The 23,721-nt window shown below is 64.1% G+C and carries 17 protein-coding genes and 2 pseudogenes; 9 read left to right on the top strand and 10 right to left on the bottom strand.

Going from position 1 to position 23,721, the window contains the following annotated elements:
• Window positions 1-244 precede the first annotated feature (244 nt).
• A pseudogene (locus BLV07_RS50370) lies at window positions 245-886 on the bottom strand (thermonuclease family protein); the annotation flags it as partial.
• Between the two features lie 308 nt (window positions 887-1,194).
• A pseudogene (locus BLV07_RS24300) lies at window positions 1,195-1,687 on the bottom strand (hypothetical protein).
• A 265-nt stretch (window positions 1,688-1,952) separates the two neighbouring features.
• Here BLV07_RS24300 and BLV07_RS24295 point away from each other — a divergent pair.
• The 3 genes from BLV07_RS24295 to BLV07_RS24285 all read left to right on the top strand — a co-directional run bounded on the left by BLV07_RS24295 (window position 1,953) and on the right by BLV07_RS24285 (window position 7,079).
• On the top strand, window positions 1,953-5,009 hold the full coding sequence (locus tag BLV07_RS24295; protein ID WP_091890551.1) for an ATP-binding protein: 3,057 nt from the start codon (window positions 1,953-1,955) through the stop codon (window positions 5,007-5,009).
• Between the two features lie 327 nt (window positions 5,010-5,336).
• Entirely contained in the window at window positions 5,337-6,554 is a 1,218-nt protein-coding gene (locus tag BLV07_RS24290) for an OpgC domain-containing protein (RefSeq protein ID WP_091890548.1), read from the top strand.
• Window positions 6,555-6,590: 36 nt separating this feature from the next.
• Window positions 6,591-7,079 carry a DUF2059 domain-containing protein gene (locus tag BLV07_RS24285; protein WP_091890544.1) on the top strand — a complete coding sequence of 163 codons (489 nt, stop codon included), beginning with the start codon at window positions 6,591-6,593 and terminating at the stop codon, window positions 7,077-7,079.
• 16 nt (window positions 7,080-7,095) lie between these two features.
• On the opposite strand, the gene BLV07_RS24280 is transcribed toward BLV07_RS24285, so the two are convergent.
• The 4 genes from BLV07_RS24280 to BLV07_RS24265 all read right to left on the bottom strand — a co-directional run bounded on the left by BLV07_RS24280 (window position 7,096) and on the right by BLV07_RS24265 (window position 13,504).
• Window positions 7,096-8,208 (bottom strand): ABC transporter permease, encoded by a 1,113-nt coding sequence (locus BLV07_RS24280; RefSeq protein ID WP_091890540.1) that lies wholly within the window; start codon window positions 8,206-8,208, stop codon window positions 7,096-7,098.
• Between the two features lie 2 nt (window positions 8,209-8,210).
• A complete protein-coding gene (gene rbbA, locus BLV07_RS24275; RefSeq protein WP_176945725.1) occupies window positions 8,211-10,985 on the bottom strand; it encodes a ribosome-associated ATPase/putative transporter RbbA in 2,775 nt (924 codons plus the stop codon).
• The gene (locus BLV07_RS24270) at window positions 10,982-12,049 is read right to left on the bottom strand and encodes an HlyD family secretion protein (RefSeq protein WP_176945724.1); all 1,068 of its coding nucleotides are present in this window, start codon (window positions 12,047-12,049) and stop codon (window positions 10,982-10,984) included. Before BLV07_RS24270 ends, rbbA begins: the two co-directional genes overlap by 4 nt.
• Window positions 12,050-12,298: 249 nt before the next feature.
• The gene (locus BLV07_RS24265) at window positions 12,299-13,504 is read right to left on the bottom strand and encodes an ABC transporter substrate-binding protein (RefSeq protein ID WP_091890530.1); all 1,206 of its coding nucleotides are present in this window, start codon (window positions 13,502-13,504) and stop codon (window positions 12,299-12,301) included.
• A gap of 166 nt (window positions 13,505-13,670) precedes the next feature.
• On the opposite strand from BLV07_RS24265, the gene BLV07_RS24260 reads away from it, so the two are divergent.
• Window positions 13,671-14,438 (top strand): FadR/GntR family transcriptional regulator, encoded by a 768-nt coding sequence (locus tag BLV07_RS24260; RefSeq protein ID WP_091890710.1) that lies wholly within the window; start codon window positions 13,671-13,673, stop codon window positions 14,436-14,438.
• A gap of 54 nt (window positions 14,439-14,492) precedes the next feature.
• Window positions 14,493-16,103: an acyl-CoA synthetase gene (locus tag BLV07_RS24255; protein ID WP_091890527.1), complete on the top strand. Its 1,611-nt coding sequence runs from the start codon at window positions 14,493-14,495 to the stop codon at window positions 16,101-16,103.
• A 161-nt stretch (window positions 16,104-16,264) separates the two neighbouring features.
• Here BLV07_RS24255 and BLV07_RS24250 read toward each other — a convergent pair whose 3' ends face one another.
• Entirely contained in the window at window positions 16,265-17,461 is a 1,197-nt protein-coding gene (locus BLV07_RS24250; RefSeq protein ID WP_091890524.1) for an MFS transporter, read from the bottom strand.
• Between the two features lie 186 nt (window positions 17,462-17,647).
• Here BLV07_RS24250 and BLV07_RS24245 point away from each other — a divergent pair, with 186 nt between their 5' ends.
• The 3 genes from BLV07_RS24245 to BLV07_RS24235 all read left to right on the top strand — a co-directional run bounded on the left by BLV07_RS24245 (window position 17,648) and on the right by BLV07_RS24235 (window position 20,565).
• A complete protein-coding gene (locus BLV07_RS24245) occupies window positions 17,648-18,451 on the top strand; it encodes an MBL fold metallo-hydrolase (RefSeq protein WP_091890707.1) in 804 nt (267 codons plus the stop codon).
• A gap of 135 nt (window positions 18,452-18,586) precedes the next feature.
• A complete protein-coding gene (locus tag BLV07_RS24240; protein ID WP_091890522.1) occupies window positions 18,587-19,603 on the top strand; it encodes an alpha/beta fold hydrolase in 1,017 nt (338 codons plus the stop codon).
• A gap of 14 nt (window positions 19,604-19,617) precedes the next feature.
• Window positions 19,618-20,565: a fatty acid desaturase gene (locus BLV07_RS24235; RefSeq protein WP_091890518.1), complete on the top strand. Its 948-nt coding sequence runs from the start codon at window positions 19,618-19,620 to the stop codon at window positions 20,563-20,565.
• A 56-nt stretch (window positions 20,566-20,621) separates the two neighbouring features.
• Here the strand turns inward: BLV07_RS24235 and BLV07_RS24230 are convergent, their stop codons facing one another.
• Both BLV07_RS24230 and BLV07_RS24225 read right to left on the bottom strand, forming a co-directional pair.
• Window positions 20,622-20,870, bottom strand: coding sequence for a hypothetical protein (locus BLV07_RS24230; protein ID WP_091890704.1), 249 nt, complete (start codon window positions 20,868-20,870; stop codon window positions 20,622-20,624).
• Window positions 20,871-21,006: 136 nt separating this feature from the next.
• A complete protein-coding gene (locus BLV07_RS24225; RefSeq protein ID WP_091890515.1) occupies window positions 21,007-21,987 on the bottom strand; it encodes a helix-turn-helix transcriptional regulator in 981 nt (326 codons plus the stop codon).
• 86 nt (window positions 21,988-22,073) lie between these two features.
• Between BLV07_RS24225 and BLV07_RS24220 the strand changes: the two genes are divergently transcribed.
• The gene (locus tag BLV07_RS24220) at window positions 22,074-22,718 is read left to right on the top strand and encodes a glutathione S-transferase family protein (RefSeq protein WP_091890512.1); all 645 of its coding nucleotides are present in this window, start codon (window positions 22,074-22,076) and stop codon (window positions 22,716-22,718) included.
• 217 nt (window positions 22,719-22,935) lie between these two features.
• Here the strand turns inward: BLV07_RS24220 and BLV07_RS24215 are convergent, their stop codons facing one another.
• Window positions 22,936-23,718, bottom strand: a complete 783-nt coding sequence (locus BLV07_RS24215; RefSeq protein WP_091890509.1) for an enoyl-CoA hydratase/isomerase family protein — start codon at window positions 23,716-23,718, stop codon at window positions 22,936-22,938.
• Window positions 23,719-23,721: the final 3 nt, after the last annotated feature.

The following is a 23,721-nucleotide window of genomic DNA, read 5'->3' as shown; positions in this document are numbered from 1 at the left end:
GGAAGTCATCGATCTCGTAGCAGGTGTCGGGCTTGCCGCCGGAGCCTTCGCTCAAAAACTTCTGGAAGGTCTGGCTCGTGATCTTCGCCTTCTTGCGCGCCGACCAGTTGGTGTAGCGGCGGTAGAGTTTTGGCGGGATCACCGGGCCCTTGTCGGTCGCGAGCACGGCGGTCTCGCCAGCCCTGGGCTCGCGCAGGTCGAAGTCGAAGGCGCCAATCGTTTTGGCGAGATGCTTCCAGACCGGTAGCTTCTTGGTGCGCGCGGTCTTGGCGAGCGCGAGGATGGCCCTGATCTCATCGTCGTTCATCGAGGAGTAGAATGTCGGATAGGCAAAGCCCTGTTCGACCAGCCAGTGGTTGATGTCGATTGTCTCGCCTCCGACCGTCACCTCGATGTCGCCGACCAGCCTTCCATAGGTGTCGAACACCTCGTTCGGCGCATCGACATGGGTGAACACCCGGCAGGGAAGCGCGGCTTCGCCGGCACGGCTGAGGAAATCGTGCAGCGCCTTGCTCGCGGTGGCGCCGAGGAATTGCCGGTAGGAATGGGTGACCTCGTGATAGGCCTGCTTCTTGGCCTCCGTCAGCCCCTTCTTCTCGGCGGTCGACAGCGGCGACGGCTGATAGTGCAACTCGGGTGCGTCGATGCCCTGGAGGCGGACGGTGAGCTTGCCGTTCTTGATCGGCGCCGTTGCGGTCCGGCCCTTGACCTTGGCGCCCTCGAAGACGTGGGTCGGCTGGAATGGCGAAGAGTCGCTCTTGCGGAAGCGGATCGCATCCGGCGCGATGGCCACCACGACCTTGGTGGTGTCGGCGTCCGACCGCCCCTCCGGCCAGAACTGGCCGACATCAATCGTGCCTTCGACCTCCAACAGTCCAACGGGCATCGGTCGCTCCTGTCACCGCGCGCGACCATCGACTTCTGAGGAAGCGATTCGCGCGCACAATGAGGAGCAACAGATCATCTTCGTGCGACAGTCCCATGGCGGCAGGTGGGACAGGCGCGACGCGGTCGCGGCGACAGCTCTCGACTTACACGAGGCTGACAACGGGGTTCTCGCGGGGGATGAGTTCGAAGCGGCAGAGCGACGGACGGCAGGCTTTAGGCGGATGGCATCAGTCGCAACAAGACGCCCCGCGCGCCTGTCGCGCGGGGGGCGGCAATGGGTTCTTGAACTAAGAACGCTTCTGAAGATCACGATCTGTGCGGACAGACCATCGTCAGATAGAGCAGCGTCGGCGCCTTGTCCTCGCCGTTCTTGTACTCCCACTCCAGCCGGATCTCGTGCCGGTGCGCGTAGGCATCGCTTGCCGCGTGGGTGATGATCTTCGTCTTCATTGGGATCGGCGGCTCGGAGTTGAAGCATTTCCGGACGCAGGCATCGAGCAGATCGCATCGCGTCAGAGGAATGACGCCGGGCTCATCCTTGGACAGCGGGCGTGTTCGGCTGGGTGCTGAGATCGACGCGGGCTCGGCCCTTCTCCTTGTGCCAGTATTTGGCGCTTCCCTGCGGCCACTTCGATGGCGGGTTCAAGATCAGGTGGTATTGGCCATATTCCAAAGTTGGCAGATCGATATCGTCCGATGCCTTGAGCTTTGCGACGCTCTTCTTCATGTTCGCCAAAGGATAGTAGTTTCTGTTCATCAAGTCTCGAAATGCCTTGCCGCTATATACCAGTCCGGCCATCGCCTCTTTCCTCGGTATGTCTGTTTGTCAAAACTTGTAGCGGGGCAGGCCGAAAATACGCGTCACGCTGCGGCCGATCACGCAATTTTATGGTGCGCAGTCACGCTACCACCCAGGAGTGCGCTTCGTCCAGAGACGCACCATTCAGTAACATCGCGTATGCCGCAGGCCCGATTGCCATGCATCTTCCTATGGGTAATGTTGGGTCGAACGCCGCGTAGGCATTGGAGCGGGGACTGCCCGGGCAGTCGTTGAAGGCACTGGAATGCATTGTTTCGCGTGTCAGTCGGCAATTGGTCCGGGCGACAGCTGGTGCTCCAAATGCGGAGCGGCGGTCCGTCAGCGCGTCGATCCCGATAGCGAACGACGATTTGTAACGATTCTGCGCGCCGACGTCGTCGATTCCACCGGACTCGTTGCCGAACTGGAGCCGGAGCAGGCGGTGTTGCGTCTTGAGCCGGCGCTTGCGGCGATGAGAGGCGCGGTGCGGCAGTTTGGCGGCATCGTCAGTAAAGAGTTGGGCGACGGGTTGGCCGCGGTATTCGGCGCTCCGATCGCCGACGACAACCATGCGCCCCTGGCCTGTCACGCGGCCATCGAGCTTGTCCGGCGTGTCGGCAGCCTGGGCGATCCCGGGCTTCAGGTCCGGGTCGGCCTCCACTCGGGTCACGTGGTGGCCTACATGGTCGCCAGCGAATTTTCCAAAGTCTACGAGATCGGCGGGGCCGCTCAGCATCTGGCAGCCCGGCTGGAAGCAGCGGCCGAAGCGAACCAGATCTATGTCTCGCGAGCCTGCCAGGAGCTCGCGGACGGACATGTGCGCTTTGAATTCCTGGGCCGAAAAGCGCTCCGTGGTTTTGGCGAGCCCATGCCGGTGTACCGAATCATGGGCGCAAGCGATCTATCGAGCTGGCGGGTCCGACGTGCGCGCAGCGTTTCCCGTTTCGTCGACCGCACGACGGAGCGGGCATTGCTATGGCGTGCCACGGAAAGGGTCGCCACCAGCCGGCAGACGGTCCTGCTGACAGGTGACGCCGGCATCGGAAAGTCGCGGCTTGCGCACGAATTTGCGCAAGATCTCCGGGCCAGCGGCTGGCGGCTGATCGATGCCGAGTGCAGCCCGAAACTCCAGGGTGCTCCGTACAGCGCCCTCAAGCGCCTGTTGCTGTCGGTCTTTGATACAGCTGCGAGGGATCAGACGAGGACGGACGATCCCAGAGACACGTTGCCGGTGGTGCAGCAACGAGCCATCGACGCGGTCCTGGACTTACCGATTTCCGATCCGCAATGGGACGAATTGGAGCCTCACGCCCGCGGCCGCGCGATTTCAGACGCCAGCTGCGCGATCGTCGAGAGCATCGCCCGTCGCCAGCGCACCGTCCTTCTGATCGAAGACCTGCACTGGATCGATCGGGCCAGCGACACGGTTGTGGCCACCCTTTCCGGGCTGCAGAGCCCCGATTTGCTTGTGCTGCTGACGACGCGGCCCAACGGAATGCCGGTGTGGATCGCAAATTGTCACGCGGAGATCGTGGCGATGCGGCCTCTCGACGACGATTCGGGTCTGGCCATGCTCGCGGAGATGCTTGGCCCCGCCACCTCGAATGCGGACCTGAAGAATCGGATCATCTCTCATACCGCCAACGTTCCGCTGTTCATCGAGGAGGTCTGCCGCAGTCTGAAGGACAGCGGCCTGCTTCTTGGCCAGTGGGGTGACCTTTCCCTTGCGCGTCCTGTGGACGAGCTCGGCATCCCCAGCAGCATTCAAGGTGTGATCGCGGCACGGCTCGATCGCGTGTCTCGACAGGAAAGGTCACTTCTTCAGATCGCCGCGGCGCTTGGATCCCGGGCCAACCAGGCCATGTTGCGGAAAGTGGCGGCCTTGCCGGAAGACGTCCTGCAGGATTGCCTCGCCGCACTCGACCGGGCCGAACTGCTGGTCAAGATCGACAGTGAGTTGGAGGATTCGCTCGAATTTCGCCACGAGATGGTCAGGCAGGTGACCTACGATTCGATGGTCGAAAAGGTGCGCGAAAGCATCCATGCCAGCATACTTGCCGCCCTTGAAAGTGACGAGGCATGGGCCGACGATCCGGATGCCCTCTGTTATCACGCGACGAGGGCGAAGGATTGGCAGAAGGCGTTTCGCCATGGCAGGAGCGCGGCCCGGAAATGTCTGGCGCGCTCGGCCTATGTCGACGCGGTCGACTATTTCGAGATCGCAATGGGGTCTCTCGACAGGACACCGTTGACGCACGCGCGAGAGATGGACGCCATTGACCTCCGGATGGAGGCGCGTTTGGCGTTTGCCGGATCAGGGCGGGTGGCGGAGGCGTTGGACCTGGGGCGGGAAGCCGAACGGCGAGCAGATGCGATCAGCGACATTGGACGCAAAGTGGCGGCCATGACCATGAGAGCGGGCGCGCAGAACTTCTACGGGACGCCGGTCGAAGCTGTCGCGATCGGCGAAGATGTTGTTCAATTGGCGGAAAGCTCGGGCAACCCCGGCTGGCGCAATCTCGCTCAATATGGTCTCGGGCAGGCCTATTTTCTTTCCGGCCGCTACCATGGCGCCGAGAAGATGCTGGCCACGGCCCGCGTCCATCTTGCGGGTCCAACAGCGAGTGCTCCTATCGGCACGACCCCACGATCTTTGCTCCTCCTGTGCTGCATGATGAACAGCATCACCCACACCGTCATGGGCGAACTCGACGCCGCCGAGCAGCTCCAACAACAAGCTTCTGCGATCGCGGACGAGACCAACCGCCCCTACGACCGCGTCGCGGCCGCCTATAGCGGCGGATGGCTGAAGCTGGGGCAGAACGATCCGGCGGCGGCCGCTTCCATCCTCGAGGACGGCTTCGTCCTCGCGCAGAAGCACGGCATCCGGCTGTTCGTGCCGGTGCTCGCCTGCCATCTCGGCATGGCCTATCTGGACCTGGGCCTGTTCGAGCGGGCGCGGGGCATGCTGATCGAGGCGCGCGAGGAGGCGAAGGCGGTCGGCTATACCTCGGCGGTGCTGCGCAGCTCGATCTACCTGGCGCTGGCTACCTACCGTCTCGGCGATGTCAGGGGTGCGCAGAACATGCTGCGCGAGGCGCGCAACACGGCGCGCCAGCAGGGGTTTTCGGGCCTTGAGGCCGAGGCCCTGCTTGGCGAAGCCGTGGTGACGCCGGCGTCCAGCGCCGAAAGCAGAGCGGCCATGCTCGCGTCCTTGCGCGCCGCCATCGCGATCGCCTCCGAGAGCGGCGCGCTGCCGCTCCGGCACAAGGCCGAGGCGATGCTAGGCGAGATGCTCGCCCAAGGCGACGAGCTCACCTGAACCCTCATCTGTTGGGCGTGCGATGGTACCGTCGTGTCGGTTTTTCTGCCCGACGGGTCAATTAAATATTGCAACTGATACAAAGGCTTAGCGTGACGCTTCTACTGTGCATGGGGTTGTTTTTTCACATTTTTGCAGACTCAGTCATCGTCCAGCGCAGAGGACGACAAGCCCGTGTCTCCGCCCGATGACAAAGTCCCTTGCGCGCGCAGCAAGGTCGGCTACCGTTGGTACTAGCCGCAGGGCCAGGTGACTTTTGGTTTTCAATTTCTAGCATCCGATTCTCCGGCGCCGCGATGGCGCGACGCCCACCGAACGAGGCGGGCCATGATTACACGGGACCAGTCAGCACTTTTGGCGCCGGTCGAGCGCGACCTGCGGCTCGATCTGTTCCGCGGCATCGGTCTGTGGATGATCTTCCTCGACCACATCCCGCACGACGTCGTGGCCTGGCTGACGCTGCGCAACTACGGCTTCAGCGACGCCGCCGAGTTCTTCGTCTTCATCTCCGGCTATCTGGTGGGCTGGATCTACGGACCGATCGTCGCGGGCGGCTGGTTTCTCGCCGCGGCCAAGCGGCTGTGGCGGCGCGCGGCCGAGCTGTACGTCGCCCACATCATGCTGTTCCTGCTGTTCACCGCGCAGATCGCGCGCACCGTACGTCGCTTCGACAATCCGATGTACGAGCACGAGTTCAACGTGTTCAATTTCCTGGCGCATCCGGACGAACTGATCGGGCAGGCGATCCTCCTGAAATACAAGCCGGTCAATCTCGACGTGCTGCCGCTCTACATCACGCTGGTGTTCGCCTCGCCCTTCATCGTGTGGTGCCTGGTGCGCCGACCGAACCTGACGCTCGCCGGCTCCGTGGTGCTCTACGTGCTGTCGCGCTGGTTCGACTGGAATATCGCCTCCTATCCGCCCGGCACGACCTGGTACTTCAATCCGTTCTGCTGGCAACTGATGTTCGTGTTCGCGGCCTGGTGCGGCATCGGCCAGATCGACAAGATCGCGACATGGGTGTGGTCGAAGGCGGCGATGGGGCTGGCCGCAGTCTGGCTGGTCTTCGCGCTGCTGATCGTGATGACCTGGCACGTCCCTGCGCTCGAGGCGCTGATCCCGAAATCGATGATCAAGGCGATCTACCCGATCGACAAGACCGATCTCGACATGCTGCGCTTCACGCATTTCCTGGCGCTGGCGATCTGGGTGACTCATTTCCTCTCGCGCAAATGGCGGGCGCTGCATTCAACATGGCTGCGGCCCGTCATCCTCTGCGGCCAGCATTCGCTGCCGATCTTCTGCCTCGGCGTGTTCCTGTCGTTCTCGGCGCACTGGATCCTGACGCAATACACCAAGGGCGTCTGGGAGCAGCTCGCCGTCTCCACCGTCGGCATCGTCATCATGATCGGCGCGGCCTGGCTGCTCGGCCGGGCTGAACGCGTGCCGAAACTGTTCGTGAAGGTGACGGAGGTCGAGGAGGCCGACACCGCATTGGACAACGCGCCGGCCGTGAGCGCTGCCGCCGCGCCTGCGAGCCGCTGAACGCACCGCGCCGCTTTGCATTCTCACGGAGGATCCATGTCCAGACGTTTGTCGACAATCGCCGGCATCTTCCTGCTCCTCGTCTGCGGAGCGTCGGCCCAGGCGCCGTCACCCGAGGCGGTGACCGCAGCGCGCAAGCTCGTGGTCACCTTGAAGATCGCGGATCAGTATCGCACGCTGCTGCCGCAGCTCCTGCTCAAGCTGAGGCCCGTGGTCGCCCAGGACAGGCCGGAGATCGAGCGCGACTATGACGCGATGACGGCCCCTGGCTCCGAGATTTACGCCCCGTTCCTGGCAGCGATCATCGACCAGGTCGCCGCGCTCTATGCTGCGAGCTTCACGGCGGACGAGCTGCGCCAGATCGAGGCGTTCTATGCCCAGCCGGCAGGGCAGAAATTCCTGGCGAAGTCGGACGCGCTGGCGCAGGCGGGCGCGCAGATCGGCCAAGACGTCAGCCTGAAGGCCGCCGACGAATTGAAGCAGCGCCTGATCGAAGCGCTGCGCCAGAAGGGACATAAGCTCTGAACCGCACGACTGCCGGCTAGGCCAGAAACGCGCGGAAGCGCCGCAGCGCGATCACGAAGAAGATGCCGCCGATCAGCGTGAGCGCGACGAGCTGCGGCCACACCGCCTCGAGGCCAGCGCCGCGGAACAGGATCGCCTGCGCGAGCATCACGAAATGCGTGTTGGGCGCCGCCAGCATGATGTCCTGGACGAATTGCGGCATGCTTTCCCGCGGCGTCATGCTGCCTGAAAGCGTCTGTAGCGGCAGCAGGATCATGATCAGCAGCAGCCCGAACTGCGGCATCGATCCGGCGACCGTGGCCAGGAAGATGCCCATGCTGGTGGTGGCGAACAGCTGCAGCGCGGCGCCGAGCAGGAACAGCGCCAGCGAGCCGTCGATCGTGACCGCCAGCCATCCCTTCACCACGAAGCCGATCGACAGGGCGGAGGCCACCAGCACCACCGCTCCCATCGACCAGACCTTGCTCACCATGATCTCCAAGGGGGTAACCGGCATCACCAGGAGGTGCTCGATCGTGCCGTGCTCGCGCTCGCGGATCAGCGCTGCGCCGGTCAGGATGATCGAGAGCATGGTGATCGAGGTGATCACCTGATCAATGGCGCCGAACCATGACTTCTTCAGCTCGGGGTTGAAGCGCGCCCGCAGCGCCAGCTCGATCGGCGGCGTCTGCGCATCGCGGGTGTGTGCCAGAAACTCCGCGACCTCCGCGCTGACGATCTGCTCGACATAGCCGCCGCCGTTGAACGCTTGCGAGATTCGCGTGGCGTCGACGTTGAGCTGGATGGCTGGCGACTTCCGCGCCAGCAGATCGCGCTGGAAGTCCGGTGGGATGTCCAGCGCGAAGGTGTCGAGGCCGGCATCCATCCTCCGGTCCATCTCGTATTGCGAGATCAGGCGCGGCTTGGAGAAATAGGGCGCTGTGAACGCCATCTCGATGCGGGTCGAGACTGGCGAATGATCCTCGTCGACGATGGCGATCGCGGCGCGGTTCAGGGTCTCCGGCAGCGCTCTTGCTCCGGCATAGACCGCCAGCGTGAAGGAATAGACGATGAGTACCAGCAGCATGGGGTCACGCACCAGGCCGCGCAATTCCTTGATGCCGAGCTGGAGCACGTTGTCAAAGCGCATGGTCAGCGGGCCTGTTTCTTCAGCAGCATAGCCCCGGCCGCCACCAGCACCGGAACCGTGACGGCGAGCACCAGGAGATCGTTGTGAAGGGTGTCGAACCCCAGGCCCTTGGAGAAGGTGCCCCGCGAGATCGTGACGAAATAGGCGGTAGGATAGAGTCGCCCGACCAGGGCGCCCAAGCCCTGGAGCGATGAAACGGGATCGATCAGCCCGGAATATTGGATGGCCGGGATCAGCGTGATCAGGACCGTGCCGAACAGGGCCGCGATCTGGCTTTTCATGAAGGCCGAGATCACGAGCCCCAGGCCTGTTGTGGCCGTGACGTAGAGCAGGGCGGCGAGCGCATAGGTCGCAAAGCTGCCGGTGAAGGGCACGCCGAAAACGGCGAGCGCAAAGCCGACGAGCAGGAAGAAGTTGCCGAATGCCAGTAGCACGTAAGGCAGCTGCGTGCCGAGCAGGAATTCCAGCCGCGTCACCGGCGTCACATAGAAATTGACGATCGAGCCGAGTTCCTTCTCGCGCACGACCGCGAGCGCCGCCAGCACCGCCGGGATCATGACCAGCAGCAGCGGGATGATCCCGGGTGCCATGGCGACGACGCTTCTGACGTCTGGATTGTAGCGATAGCGCAGCTGGAGCTGGTAGGAGCCGGCGATCGCCGCCTCGCCATAGAGTTCGCGGCCCTTCTGCGCCAGCCAGGTGGCGTGAATCGCTTGGGCGTAGGAGCGCAGCGTCTCGGCGCGGGTGGGGTTGGCGCCGTCGACCCAGGCGCCGATCTCGACACGGTGGCCGCGGCTGACGTCGCGGCCGAAGCCGGGCGGCAATTCGATGGCGAGGCCAATCTCGCCGGCGCGCATGCGGCGGTCGAGGTCGGCATAGTCGCTGATCGGTGGCTTTTCGGTGAAGTAGCGCGACCCCGCGATCTGAAGGCTGTAGTCGCGGCTGATGGCGCTGTCGTCGCGGTCGAGCACGGCGAAGGTCAGGTTCTCGACGTCCAAGCTGATGCCGTAGCCGAGCACGAACAGCAAGAGCACGCTGCCGAGAATCGCGAGCGTGGCGCGGATCGGATCGCGCCGCAGCTCGAGCGCTTCGCGCCGGGAATAAGCGAGCATGCGGGTCGGATCGAATGTCGCACTGCGCTTGCGCGGGAGCGCCGTGGTCGTCGCCGCCGGCACGGGCGATGTGACTGCCGGCTGGCCGGCTGAGTCCCGGGATTCGGCGATCGCTTCCTCCAGACAGGCGATGAAAGCCTGCTCCAGCGTGTCGGTGCCGCGCGCGGCCACGATGGCAGCGGGCGTGTCCGACGTCAGCACCTTGCCCGCATGCATCAGCGAGATTCGATCGCAGCGCTCGGCCTCGTTCATGAAGTGGGTCGAGACGAAAATCGTGACGTTATCCTCGCGGGAGAGCTCGGCCAGGATCTTCCAGAAGCGGTCGCGGGCAACCGGATCGACGCCAGAGGTCGGCTCGTCGAGGATGAGGATATCGGGCGCATGGATCATGGCGACCGCCAGTGACAGCCGCTGCCGCAAGCCGAGCGGCAGCGCATCGGGCAGAGTATCGGCGACATCGGCGAGATCGAACCGGACGATTATCTCTTCGATGCGCGCGGCAATAGTGTCCGCCGGCAGCTCGAACAGCCGCGCATGCAGGTCGAGGTTTTGCGTGACCGTCAGCTCCGAATAGAGCGAAAAGCCCTGCGACATGTAGCCGATGCGCCGTCGCACCGACATGTCGCGGGCATCGATCGCCTTGCCGAACAGCCGCGCGGTGCCTTCGCTGACGGGCAAGAGGCCGGTGAGCATCTTCATTGTCGTGGTCTTGCCGCACCCGTTCGAGCCGAGAAAGCCGAAGATCTCGCCCTTCCTGATGCGGAAGCTGACGTCGTCCACGGCGACGAAGTCGTTGAACCGCCGGGTCAGGTGATCGGCCTCGATCGCGATCTCGTCATGGTCCTCGTTGCGTGGAGGGATGACGACACTGGTGTGATGGTCGCGATCTGCCTCTGGCAACAGACGGATGAACGCCTCATCGAGCGTGTCGGCGCCGGTCTGTCGCTTCAGCGCGACCGGGGTTCCCGTCGCCAGCACGCGGCCGGCGTTCATCGCGACCAGGACGTCGAATTGCGCGGCTTCTTCCATATAGGCGGTCGAAACGATCACGCTCATGCCAGGCCGGCTGTCGCGGATCGAGGCGATCAGTTCCCAGAATTGACGTCGAGACAAGGGATCGACGCCCGTGGTCGGCTCGTCCAGGATCAGAAGCTCTGGATCGTGAATCAGAGCGCAGCACAGGCCCACCTTCTGCTTCATGCCGCCGGAGAGCTTTGCGGCGGGGCGGTCGGCGAAAGCGGTGAGCCCGGTATCGCGCAGCAGGCCGGCGATCCGTCTGCTCCGTTCCGCCTTGTCGTGTCCGAACAGGCGGCCGAAGAAGTCGATGTTCTCGAAAACCGACAGCGTTGGATAAAGATTCTTGCCGAGACCCTGCGGCATATAAGCGATATCGGGGCAGACCGTGCGGCGATGCCGTGAGCTCGCCATGTTGCCGCCGAGCACATCGATGCGTCCTTCCTGGATCGCACGCGCGCCCGCGATCAGGGCGAGCAGGCTCGATTTGCCGACGCCGTCGGGACCGATCAGTCCGACCATGCAGCCGGACGGCAGGTCGAGCGTAATGGCATCGAGCGCCCGGGTCTTGCCGTAGTTCAGGCCCACGCCGTCCAGATGCACCACGCTGCCGACGGCAGCCAATGCATCGGCTGTGGCAATCGCGCTCATCGGGTCAGCTTGATCTTGAGATTGTCGGGCCATTGCGCGGCCGGATCGAACTGCACATAGGCCATCCCGGGCAGGCCGGTCTTCACATGCTCGATGTGCTGGCGCAGCAGCTCGGGGGCGATATGCGCCTTGATCCGGAACATCAGCTTCTGCCGCTCCTCCTCGGTCTCGACCGTCTTGGGCGTGAATTGCGCGACGTCAGCGACGAAGGTGGCTCTTGCGGGGATCACATATTGCGGGATGGCATCGAGCACGAGACGAACGTCGGCGCCGATTGCGACGCGGCCGGCCTGCGCCGTAGGCAGGAAGAATGTCATGTAGACGTCGCCGAGATCGACCATGTTGAGGACGCGGCCGCCGGCCGCGAGCACCTCGCCGGGCTGCGACACGCGATACTGCACGCGGCCGTCGCGCGGTGCCTTCAGCACGCTATCATTGATATCGGCGTTGATGCTCTCGATCGCGGCCTTTGCCGCGTCGACCGCGGCTCCCGCATCGATCACCATAGCGCGGGCGGAGCTGATCGCGGCCTCGGATGCTGCGACCTGGGCCTTCGAAGCGGCAAGCGCCGCCTTCGCCGTGGCGTTGGCAGAGCGGTCGTCGTCCAGCACCTGCTGCGACACTGCACTTGTCCTGATCAGCTGCTCGGAGCGATCGAGCTTGCGGCTCGTGGTGTCGAGCTGCGCGACGCGCTGGTCGACAATGGCCTCCGCAGCCTTGCGTTCGGCCTCGCGCTGGTTGACGAGGCTCTTCGCGGTCTCGACATTGATTGACGCGCGCTGGAGCTGCGCTTCGCCCTGGCGGCGCTGGGCCTGCAATTGCTCGGTGTCCATGCGCGCCAGAACTTGGCCCGCAGTCACGAAGTCGCCTTCGTTGACCACGATCTCGCGGATTCGTCCCGGCGTCTTGGTGGCGATGTCGATCTCCACCGCCTCGATACGGCCGTTGCCTCGGGCGAAACCCGCGGGAAGTGCATTGGTGTCGCGGTGCTGCCAGTAGAAATAACCGCCGCCCGCAAGGAGGATGGTGATCGCGGCAATGACGCGGCCGGAAGTGAAGTTCATCAGTCCACAACGCCGCGCAGCGGCGCCCACATGTTGAGACACGAACGCCCCACCGCTGATCACGCAGAAGGGCCGGCTCAACATGCCGCGATTTTTGCATCGCAACTTGATGCAGATCAGACGGCAACGAGGTGTGCCTGTCGCTATTTTGGGCAGCTCGTCGCCGCGGCCCGCCCGCCTTGGCTGATCAGGCGGACAGGCAGGCCTAGCTGAACAGATGTCGTCGGCCCACAAGTGAGCCGTGCCGCCTCACTTCACCAGCGGACAGCCACCATCCTTCAACGGCCGGAACGCCTGGTCGGCGGATACCTCGGTGAGCAGCTTGTAATAGTCCCACGGCCCCTTCGATTCCTCGGGCTTCTTCACCTGGAACAGGTACATGCTGTGCACCATGCGGCCGTCCTCACGCAGCACGCCGTTGTCGGTGAAGGCGTCGCGCACCGGCAACTCGCGCATCTTGGCCATCACCGTCTTGGTGTCCTTCGTGCCCGCGGCCTGCACGGCCTTGAGGTAATGCAGCGTGGCGCTGTAGGTCGCGGCCTGGTTCATCGTCGGCATGCGCTTGACGCGCTCCAGGAAGCGCTTGCCGAAGGCGCGGGTCTTGTCGTTGAGGTCCCAGTAATAGGCCTCGGTGACGATCAAGCCCTGCGCGAGCTTGAGGCCAAGGCTGTGCACGTCGGAGATGAACATCACGATCGCAGCCAGGTTCTGGCCGCCGGCGACGATGCCGAACTCGCCGGCCTGCTTGATCGCGTTGATGGTGTCGCCGCCGCCATTGGCGAGCCCGATGATCTTGGCCTTGGAGGCCTGGGCCTGGAGCAGAAATGACGAGAAGTCCGCCGTGTTGAGCGGATGCTTGACGCTGCCGAGCACCTTGCCGCCCGCCGACTTGACGACGTCGCCGGTGTCGCGCTCGACCGAATGGCCGAACAGGTAGTCGGCGGTGAGGAAGAACCAGGTATCGCCGCCGTTCTTGACGATGGCGCTGCCGACGGTGTGCGCGTTGGCGTAGGTGTCGTAGGTCCAGTGCGCCGTGTAGGGCGAGCAGGATTTTCCGGTGATGTCGGAGCTGGCAGCGTCCGTCACGATCATGATCTTCTCGTACTGCTTCGACAGCTCCATCACCGCGAGCGCGGTGGCCGAGGTCGGCAGGTCGATGATCATGTCGACGCCCTCGGTCTCCCACCATTTGCGGGCGATGGTGGAGGCAACGTCGGGCTTGTTGAGCACGTCCGCCGAGACCATGTCGATCGGCTTGCCGAACATCTGGCCACCAAAATCCTCGATCGCCATCTTGGTCGCCTCGACATTCCCTATGCCGCCGATGTCGGAATAAACGGAGGAGAAGTCGGAGAGCACGCCGATCTTGAGCGGTGCCTGCTGGGCGGAGGTGGGAGAGATCAGCACAGCCGACAGCAGGCCGGCCGCAGACATGAGGGCTGCGATAGGTCTCATGGATACGTTTCCTCTTGTATGGGGGACCACCTGTCCTTTTGTCCGACAAAGCTAGAGCTGGGTTCCTGCGGAGTCAATTTGCTCCGGATGCGGCTTCAGTGACGTAGTTTGACGCACCGAGGGCGAGGTTATATGGTTTGTCGGACAATCGACATTGGAGGCCGTCTTGCCTGTCGCGCCGCTCTTTCGTCCGATCGATGTCGCGCCGGCCTATCAGAAGGTCGCCGACGCCATCGAACGCGAGATCGTCAATGGCCGCATCAAGCCGGGCGATCCCATCGGCACCGAGCACGATCTTGTCCGCCAGTTCGGCGTCAACCGCTCGACCATTCGCGAGGGCATCCGTGTGCTGGAGGAGGGCGGGCTGATCCGGCGCGACTCCTCGCGCCGCCTGCACGCCTGTCTGCCGCGCTACAGCAAGCTGGCAAGCCGGCTCAGCCGCGCCCTGATCCTGCATGAGGTCACCTTCCGCGAGCTCTACGAGGCGTCGATGACGCTGGAAGTCGCCAGCATCGAAGGCGCAGTGGAGCGGGCGACGGAAGACAACATCGCCGAGCTCACCGACAATCTCGCGCGCAGCGAGGCCGTGGTCGGTGATCCCGCGATGCTCGCCGAATGCGATGCCGAATTCCACGTGCTGGTTGCCAAGGCCTCGCAGAACCGCGTGCTCCAGCTCGCCCGCGAGCCGGCCGCGCAATTGTTCTATCCGACCACCGAGATGATCGTGACTGGCGTGGCCGAAGGCGGGCCGCGTCTCGTCGCCGCGCACCGCCATCTGATCGACGCGATCCGCCGCCGCGACCGCGAGGCCGGCGTGCTGTGGACGCGCCGGCACTTGCAGGACTGGCGCCGCGGCTTCGAGAAGATCGCTTCGCTCGATCGCTCGGTCGAGCACATGTACATGGAGCACGCGCAGGCGGTCCGGCGCAGGTAGCGCCCGTGGAATTCAAACGGCTTCAACAAACAAAGACAATCATTGGAGGAACACATGACCGGCGACACCGCAGCCACCATCTCGAAAGCGCGCGAGCATTCCATCGGCGATCTCTTGCGCCGCTCGGCGGGCCGGGAGCCGAACAAGCTCGCGGTGAGCTGCGGCGATGTCAGCTGGAGCTTTGCCGAGATGGACGCGATCTGCAACCGGCTCGGCCGCGGCCTGCTCGGCCTCGGTGTCAAGAAAGGCGACCGTCTTGCGGTGCTCTCGCGCAATTCACACGCCTTTGCGGCGCTGCGCTTTGCAGCGGCACGGATCGGCGCCGTGCTGGTGCCGATCAACTTCATGCTCAATCCGGACGAGATCAATTTCATCCTGAAGAGCTCTGGCGCAAAGCTGCTTGCGACCGGTCCTGATTTCGTCGAGCCGGCGCGCGCGGCCAGCGCCAAGGATTGCGCCATCGAGAAGATGATCTGGTTGCCGGGCGAGGATCCCGCCACGGCACCTTCGGGCCTCACCACCTTCGATGATCTCTTGCATGCCGGCGGCTCGTTCCTGGACGCGTCCGTCGACAGCCGTGATCTCGCACAGATCGTCTACACCAGCGGCACGGAGTCGCTGCCCAAGGGCGCGATGCTGACCCATGAAGCCGTGATGTGGCAGTATGTCAGCTGCATCATCGACGGCGGCATGAGCGTGGACGACAGGTTCCTGCACGCATTGCCGCTGTATCATTGCGCCCAGCTCGACGTCTTTCTGGGGCCGCAAATCTATCTCGGCGCTTCCGGCGTGATCACGGGCAAGCCGACCGCCGACAACATCCTGGCGCTGATCCAGGCGCACAGGATCACCTCGTTCTTCGCGCCGCCGACGATCTGGATCGCGATGCTGCGCTCGCCGAACTTTGACAAGACCGATCTGTCGACCTTGCAGAAAGGCTATTATGGCGCTTCGATCATGCCTGTGGAGGTGCTGCTCGAGCTGCAACGCCGTCTGCCCAACGTGAAATTCTGGAATTTCTACGGCCAGACCGAGATCGCTCCGCTCGCGACCGTGCTGCGCCCCGAGGACCAGCTGCGCAAGGCCGGCTCGGCCGGCAAGCCGGTGCTCAACGTCGAGACGCGCGTGGTCAACACCGCGATGGAGGACGTCAAGGTTGGTGAGGTCGGCGAGATCGTGCACCGCTCGCCGCATCTGTTGTCCGGCTATTACAACGATCCCGTGAAGACCGCGGCGGCGTTTTCGGGCGGCTGGTTTCACTCGGGCGACCTCGCCACCGTCGACGACGAGGGCCACATCACCGTGGTCGATCGCGTCAAGGACATGATCAAGACCGGCGGCGAGAACGTCGCAAGCCGCGAGGTCGAGGAGATGGTCTACCGCATCCCCGCTGTCTCCGAAGTCGCCGTCGTCGGCCTGCCTGATCCGCGCTGGATCGAGGCGGTGACCGCGATCGTCGTGGTCAAGAGCGGCGAGACGCTGGACGAAGAGTCCGTCATCCAGCATTGCGCCGGCCAGATGGCGCATTTCAAGGTGCCCAAGCGCGTCATCTTTGTTGATAGCCTGCCGAAGAATCCGAGCGGCAAGCTGCTCAAGCGCGAATTGCGTCAGCGCTTCGTCGGCGGCGAGACGCTCGACAAGGCGATCCAGAAGAATTTTGGCTGAGGGGCCGCAAGTCGTTTCCAGTGGCTTGAGGCAAGTCCGCATCCACATCGTCATTGTGAGCCAGCGGGTCCGCGCGAAACGCGGCCCCGCTGGCTCACAATGACGGAGAGGAAGAGAGGTTGCGTGAACCCAACTTTCTCCGCCATTGCGGAGAGGCACCCTCAATATTTCTTCACCGCCGCCCCGAAGGCCAGCCACAGCGCCATCGAGACCAGCCCGAAACCGCCGAGCAGCAGGAAGGTCGGACCGTAGCCGACCCATTGCGCGATCCAGCCGCCGAGCGCGGGACTGAGGCTCGCGCCGACGCCCTGCACCGTGATCACGGCGCCCTGGCCGAGATTGATGCGGCCGGTGCCGTTGAGCGAGCGCGCGACCATGCCGGGGACGGCAACCGTCTGGAGCCCGGTGCCGATGCCGTCGAGCACCTGCATCGGTACGACGCCCCACCATCCCGTGACGAAGAAGGCAAGCATGCCGCGGATGGGCAGGAACATGAAGGAGATCAGGATCACTGGCCAGTAATTGCGCTTGCTCGCGACCTTCATCGCGATCAGCGAGGTCACGATCATCACGCCCTGCGCGATCACGATAGTGGTCGCGACGAAGCTCGGGCCATTGGCCTGGGCGTCGGCCACCGCTGCAAGTCCATAGAGTGGCACGATCGCGGCATTGCCGAGATGGAAAAGGGCGAGCGCGAGTGCCAGCACGAGCAGCGGCTTGTGCTTGAGCAACATCGTCATCGCATCCGGCGGAGCTTTGGAGTCATCCTCCTTGCTGCCGCGCGAGGCTCGATCGTCGATCGCCTTGGCGGGGATCATCAGCACGCAGGCGATCGCGATGGCGCCGAACATGGCGGCCAGCACGAAAACGGCAAAATAGCCAAGCCTGTAGCCAAGATAGCCCGACAGCGCGGCACCCACCATGTTGCCGGCGTGATTGTACGCCTGGTTGCGACCATTGAGTGCGTTGAAGCCCTTCTGCTTGGCGATGCCGAGCGTGATGCCGGTCACCGCCGGCACGATCGCGGCACTCGCCAGCGATTGCGCGACCTGAGAAAAGGTGACGGCCCAGAAATTTTGCGAGATCAGGATGATTGCGGATGCCAGCACCACGCAGATGCCGGGGATGACGACCCACATGCGCTTGTTGCGGCTGGAATCGATGAAGCCGCCGATCGGCGTCGTCACCAGCATGCCCGCGACGTTGCCGACCGTCATCGCGGTGCCGATCAATCCGCTCGCCCAGCCGCGCTCCTGCAGGAAGACGCCGACGAACGGCCCGATGCCCGACTGCATGTCGGCCATGAAGAAGTTGAGCGCGAACAGGGGCCAGATACGAGGTGAAGGGCGCGATGTCATCGAGACGCTGAACGCAATGCTGCCGATCGACTGAGATCTCGCATGAGGCGGAGACTGCGGGCCCATAGGTGCCCGGGCGGACCAGAACCTAACCTGCGCTCATCGCGTTGGTTCCGATCGCCCTTGTGATCGCAGGGCCCGCGACGTCATGTCATACTTGCGACGGTCTCAATCAGGATCATGGCCATGCCACTCTGGACCTGCGAAACCTGCGGCGCGCAATTTCCGGACAGCGGACACCCGCCCGCATCCTGTCCCATCTGCGAGGACGAACGGCAGTATGTGGGCTGGAAAGGGCAGATTTCCCTGACGCGCGAGACGCTGGCAGAGCGCCACCGCGTCGTCTGGCGCGACGATCTCGGCCTGACCGGGCTCTCGCTCGAGCCGAGCTTCGCCATCGGCCAGCGCGCGCTGCTGGTGCCGCTCGGCGACGGCTGCTTGATGTGGGACTGCGTACCGCTGGCAACGCCGGAGGCGATCGCGCATATGCGTTCGCTCGGCGGACTGAAGGCGATCGCAATCTCGCATCCGCATTATTATGGTGCGCTCGCCGACTGGAGCGAGGCGTTCGGCGGCGTGCCGGTTTATCTGCACGCAGATGATCGCCAATGGGTGACGCGGCCACATGCATCGATCGTGCACTGGGCTGGCGATCACCATCGCATCTCTGACGACGCGCTGTTGCTGCGCACTGGCGGTCATTTCGCCGGCGCCACCGTGCTGCACTGGCGGCTCGGTGCGGACGGCAGGGGCGCGCTGCTCACTGGCGATATCGCGCAGGTGACGATGGATCGCCGCTTCGTCAGCTTCATGTATTCGTACCCCAACTACATGCCGCTCAACGCCGCCGCGGTGCGGCGGATCGCGGCGGCGGTCGAGCCGCTTGCCTTCGATCGCATCTATGGCGCTTGGTGGGACCGCAACATCGGCGCAGGCGCCAAGGCCGCGTTTGCGGCGTCGGTCGCGCGTTATCTGGCGGCCATTGCCTGAGCCTCATGCCGGTTTGGGAGCGCTTGATGTGCTCGAATAACTGTACTATAAGTACATTATTGAGCGCGAGTTTCGGCATGATCGATGCATTGCCAAAGCCGCGCGCATTGCGGTCAGTGAGCGGGAGTTGGGGCCATGACGGCGCAACGCGACTACGAGATATTCGAGGCCGGCGACGTCACGCTCCAGTCCGGCACCGTCTTTCCCGCGCTGAAGCTCGCCTACAAGACCTATGGAACGCTGAGCCCAGCCAGGGACAACGTCATCCTCTATCCGACCTCGTTCAGCGCGCAGCACGTCGACACCGAATGGCTGATCGGGCCCGACGGCGTGCTCGATCCCACACGCTACTTCATCGTCATCCCGAACCTGTTCGGCAACGGCCTGTCGTCATCGCCGTCGAATACCGCCGTGCCGTTCCCGAAGGTGACCTATCACGACGCGATCGCGGTCCAGCATCGGCTGCTCACCGAACGTTTCGGCATCTCGACGCTCGCGCTCGTCTATGGCTGGTCGATGGGTGGCATGCAGGCCTATCATTGGGCGGCGCTGCACCCCGATATGGTCGAGCGCGCAGCGATCGTCTGCGGCAGCGCGCGCTGCGCGCCTTACAATCATGTCTTTCTCGAAAGCGTGAAGGCCGCCCTGACCGCCGATCCCGCGTTCCGCGATGGCCGCTTCGTCGAAAAGCCCGTTGCCGGCTACCGCGCGATGGGACGCGTCTATGCCGGCTGGGCGATGTCGCACAGCTTCTATCGCGACGAGATTTGGCGCGAAGCCGGTTTCACCTCGTTGGAGGATTATCTCGTCCGTGGTTGGGATGCGGCCTTTGCGCGGCGCGACGCCAATGACCTCCTGGCGCAGATCGAGATCTGGCAGAATGGTGACGTCAGCCGCTGCACCGCATTCGGTGGCGATTTCGACCGCGCGCTTGCCGCGATCAAGGCCCACATGCTGCTGATGCCGGGCGCGACCGATCGCTATTTCGACGTCCGCGACAACGAGGACGAACTCGGCCGGTTGACCAGCGCAAAATCCGCGCTGTTGCATCCGATCCCGTCGCAGCACGGCCATCGCGCCGGCAACCCCGTGAACAATCCGCGTGATCAGGCTTTCATCAAGGCCGAGATCGCAGCGCTTCTCAGCAGATAGGCAGGTATCCGGTCATGACTGACACAACTGTTTCAGAGCCCGGCCATCGCCTGAAACCGCTGACGCCGGCGATGCTGCGCCAATTGTCGGTCCGCTCCGACCTCAGGGGCGCGGCGCAGAGCCTCGGCCATTACGGCGCGATCGTGTTGATGGGCACGCTGATCTGGATGGTCGTCTCGCGCCATGGCGTGCTCTGGGCGCTGCCGTTGATGGCGGTGCAGGGCTATGTCGTCGCCTTCCTGTTCATGGCGGTGCACGAGACCGCGCACAAGACCGCGTTCAAAAGCCGCGGCCTCAATCTCACTGTGGGCTATCTCTCGGCCTTCATCATCGGATTGCCTTACGAATATTACTGCCTGTTTCACTGGGATCATCACCGCTATACCCAGGATCCGGACAAGGATCCTGAGCTGATCGTTGGCGTGAAGCCGACATCCGACACGCAGCTCGCGATCGCCTATAGCGGTTTGCTCCAGGTCGCCGGGCGTCTGCGGCTGATGCTCGGCCACGCCGTCAGCGGCAAGGTCGTCGTGCCCTGGATCCCCGAGAACAAGCGCGCCATCATCGTGACCGAGGCGCGCGCCTATGTCGCGCTCTACGCGCTGTTGCTTGTGCTGTCGCTGTGGCTCTCCTCAGCGCTGCTGCTCTGGGTCTGGATCGTCCCGCTTGCGATCGGGCAGTTCTTCCTGCGGCCCTATCTCTACGCCGAGCATACCGGCTGCGACCGCACCCGCAGCGCCTTCCAGAATACCCGCACGACCTATACGGGCGCGATCGTCAAATGGTTCGCCTGGAACATGCCCTATCATGTCGAGCATCATGCCTACCCCTCGATCCCCTTTCATGCGCTGCCGAAGCTGAACGAGCTCGTCGATGGCGAGATCGTCCATCGCGGCCGCGGCTACATCAGAACGACGCGCGAGACCTGGGCCTGGTTTCGCCGGCAGCAGCAAGGGGGCTAGCTCAACGCAAAGCTCCGGTCGCGGTGCGACCGGAGCTTTGTCGTGAAGGCGCGATATCAGTAGATCCCGTAGGCGCAGACATTCACGACGCGGACGCGCAGGCCGTGGCGGGTCTGGACGAGGCGCTCCTGGTAGCAGTTGCTGACGCCGGTGTTGAGATAGACGCCGCCAAAGCCCCAACCCGGGCCCCAGCCATGACCCCAGTGGTGATGATGGAAGCCGCCGGCCGAGGCGGCGGTGGGGGCGAGCGCGGCAACGCCGAGTGAGCCGGCAGCGATCAGACCAAGTGCAAGCTTACGAAACATCTTCATTCTCCATGTGGCGCAGGGCCATTGTTGTGTCCCTGCATCTCGGTCGGACCGAGACGCGAATGCGTTCACCGCGATGGCTGAGAATCGTGTTTCAGGATTGTTTCGTGGGCCGCGGCAAAATGTGCCGTCGTCAGGCTTTCCGCGCCACGCGATAGCGCGCGACCATCGCCTGCGTCAGCTCGATCATCTTGTCGCGGAGATCGGCGGGCTCCAGCACTTCGGCCTCGGGGCCCAGCCGCAACAGTTCGGCCGCGGCATGCCATGACGTCTTGCCGACCGGGACCCTGGCGATGCGCCAGCCATCTGCGTCGACGGTCTCCTCAAGTTGCGTGCGTGCCTTGACGTAAGGTTGGCTCAACGCGTCGAGCAGCTTGACGCCGAATGGCGATAGCCGGACGATCGCGGCATTGGGATGCATCTCGGCCTCGAGACGAAGTGTCGCGGCCTGCCAGTAAGCAGCGAGATCGAAATCGGCGGGACGATCGAAGCGATCGTCGAGCGCCGTGCAGTCGAGCACCCGCGCGACGCGATAGGTTCGCACGTTGCCGTCGACTTGCCCTGCGAGATACCAGCTGCCGCCCTTCAGCACGAGGCCGAGCGGGGCGACGCGGCGCTGTTTCTCTGCGCGCCAGCTCTGGTATCGGATCTTGATCAGCGTTCCGCGCAACGCCGCGCTGGCGATGGTGCGCAGATGCTTTGGGTCCTCGGCCTCGCCGAACCAGCCCGGCACATCCAGGTGAAAACGTTCCTGCATCCGCCCGGCGTCCTCGCGCAGATTCGCAGGCAGCGCGGCCATCAGCTTGTTTTGCGCGGCGATCATCGCAGCGTCCAGCCCGAGCGCCGCGGCCGGGCCGGGCAAACCCGCCAGGAACAGTGCGCCCGCCTCGCTCTGCGACAGCCCGTTCAGCCGCACACGATAGCCGTCGAGCAGGCGATAGCCGCCCTCGGCGCCGCGGTCGGCGTAGACAGGCACGCCGGACGCGGCGAGCGCATCGATGTCGCGATAGATCGTGCGCACCGAGACCTCGCAGGCTTCCGCGAGCTCGGGCGCGGTGACCTGCCCTCTGGCCTGGAGGGTGGTGAGGATCGACAGCATTCGGCTCGCGCGCATGATCCCTTAAACCATACCTGACACAGGATGTCAGGTATGGTCCGCTACAGAATGCCATCGCCAAATGGGCAGATGGGAGACCCGCCATGACCGATCCGAACCGCATCACGCTGTATTATTCGCCGCAGAGCCGCGCCACCGGCACGCGGGTGCTGCTGGAGGAGTTGGGCGCGCCCTACGATCTCCATGTCCTCAACATGAAGGCCGGCGAGCAGCGCAAGCCCGCCTATCTCGCCGTCAACCCGCTCGGCAAGGTGCCGGCGGTCCGCCACGGCGAGGCGCTGGTGACCGAGCAGGTCGCGATCATCATCTATCTCGCCGACCTGTTTCCGCAGGCGGGGCTGACGCCCGCGCTGAACGATTCCTTGCGCGGTCCTTATCTGCGCTGGATCGCTTATTATGGTGCCTCGTTCGAGCCGGCCATGATCGACAAGTTCATGCAGCGCGAGCCGGCGCCGATCACGCAATCGCCCTATGCCGATTACGACACCATGCTGGGCGCGCTCGAGGCGCAGCTGTCGAAGGGGCCGTATCTGCTCGGCGAGCGCATGACGGCGGCGGATGTGTTGTGGGGCGTCGCGTTCAACTGGACCATGATGTTCGGCATCGTGCCGAAGAGGGACGTTTTCGTCCGCTATGCCGAGCGCATCACCTCACGGCCTGCGTACCAGCGCATCACGGCGGCCGACGCCGAGATGGCCGCGCAGCATGCCAAGGCTGCTGGGGGGTAGGCGGCGCGCGCCTCAATCTCCGCTGTCGTCCCGGGCAAGCGTAAACGCAGACCCGGGACCCATAACCACAGGATTTGGTGTGGCGAAGACTCGGAGTTATCAGCTTGCCATCGTTACCACTGTGGTTATGGGTCCCGAATCTGCGCGCGCTTGAGGCGCGCTTGTCCGGGACGACGGCTGAATGTGGAGCGCGCCCTCGTGCTCCCTCATCGGTCTCTCAAAACCGCGGTGCCCGTTTCTCGGCGAACGCCTTGATGCCTTCCTTGATCTCGTCGCCGCGCATGCTGTCGCGGTGGCGCTGGTCGGCGGCGGCTTCGTCGAGCTCGCCGCGGGCGAACTCGTTGATGGCACGCTTCATGCCGCGCATCGCCTGCGGCGCGTTGCCGGCGAGGACGCCAGCGAGCTTGTCGACCTCCTCGTCCAAAAATTCCACCGGCACCATGGCAGTGAGATAGCCGATGCGCAGCATCTCCGGCGCGCTGATCCTTGCGGCGGTGAGGAACAGCTTTTTCGCATTGTCGAGGCCGAGCCGGGTCACGTAGCGCTTGATGCCGCTCGGGTAATAATGCAGCCCGAGCCGTGCCGCCGGCATGAACATCTCGGCGGTGTCGACGCCGATACGGAAGTCGCAGGCCAGCGCGAGGTCGGTCGAGCCGCCATAGACGCCGCCGTTGAGCCGGCAGATCGTCGGCACGCCCAAATCCTCCAGACGGTTGACGACCACCTCGAACGCCGAGCCCGCGCTCTGCTGCTCACTCGCGCTCACCGCGCGCTCCGCCACGGAATTGAGATCGTAGCCCGCGGAGAAGGCGCGCCCGGTGCCGGTCAGCACCAGCACGCGAATGGCCGGATCGCTCTCGATCCGGGCGAACAACTTGACGAGGTCGCTGAGATCCTCCGCCTGGAGCCGGTTGAGATGTTTTGGCCTATTGAGGCGGATGGTGGCGCGTGCGCCGGTGATTTCGAGCACGGGGCTGGTCGCGTCGGCTGTGTCCGACATTCT

The sequence above is a fragment of the Bradyrhizobium sp. Rc2d genome, assembly GCF_900099855.1.
Classification (GTDB): domain Bacteria; phylum Pseudomonadota; class Alphaproteobacteria; order Rhizobiales; family Xanthobacteraceae; genus Bradyrhizobium.
This window is presented reverse-complemented; position numbering and strand designations above follow the sequence as displayed.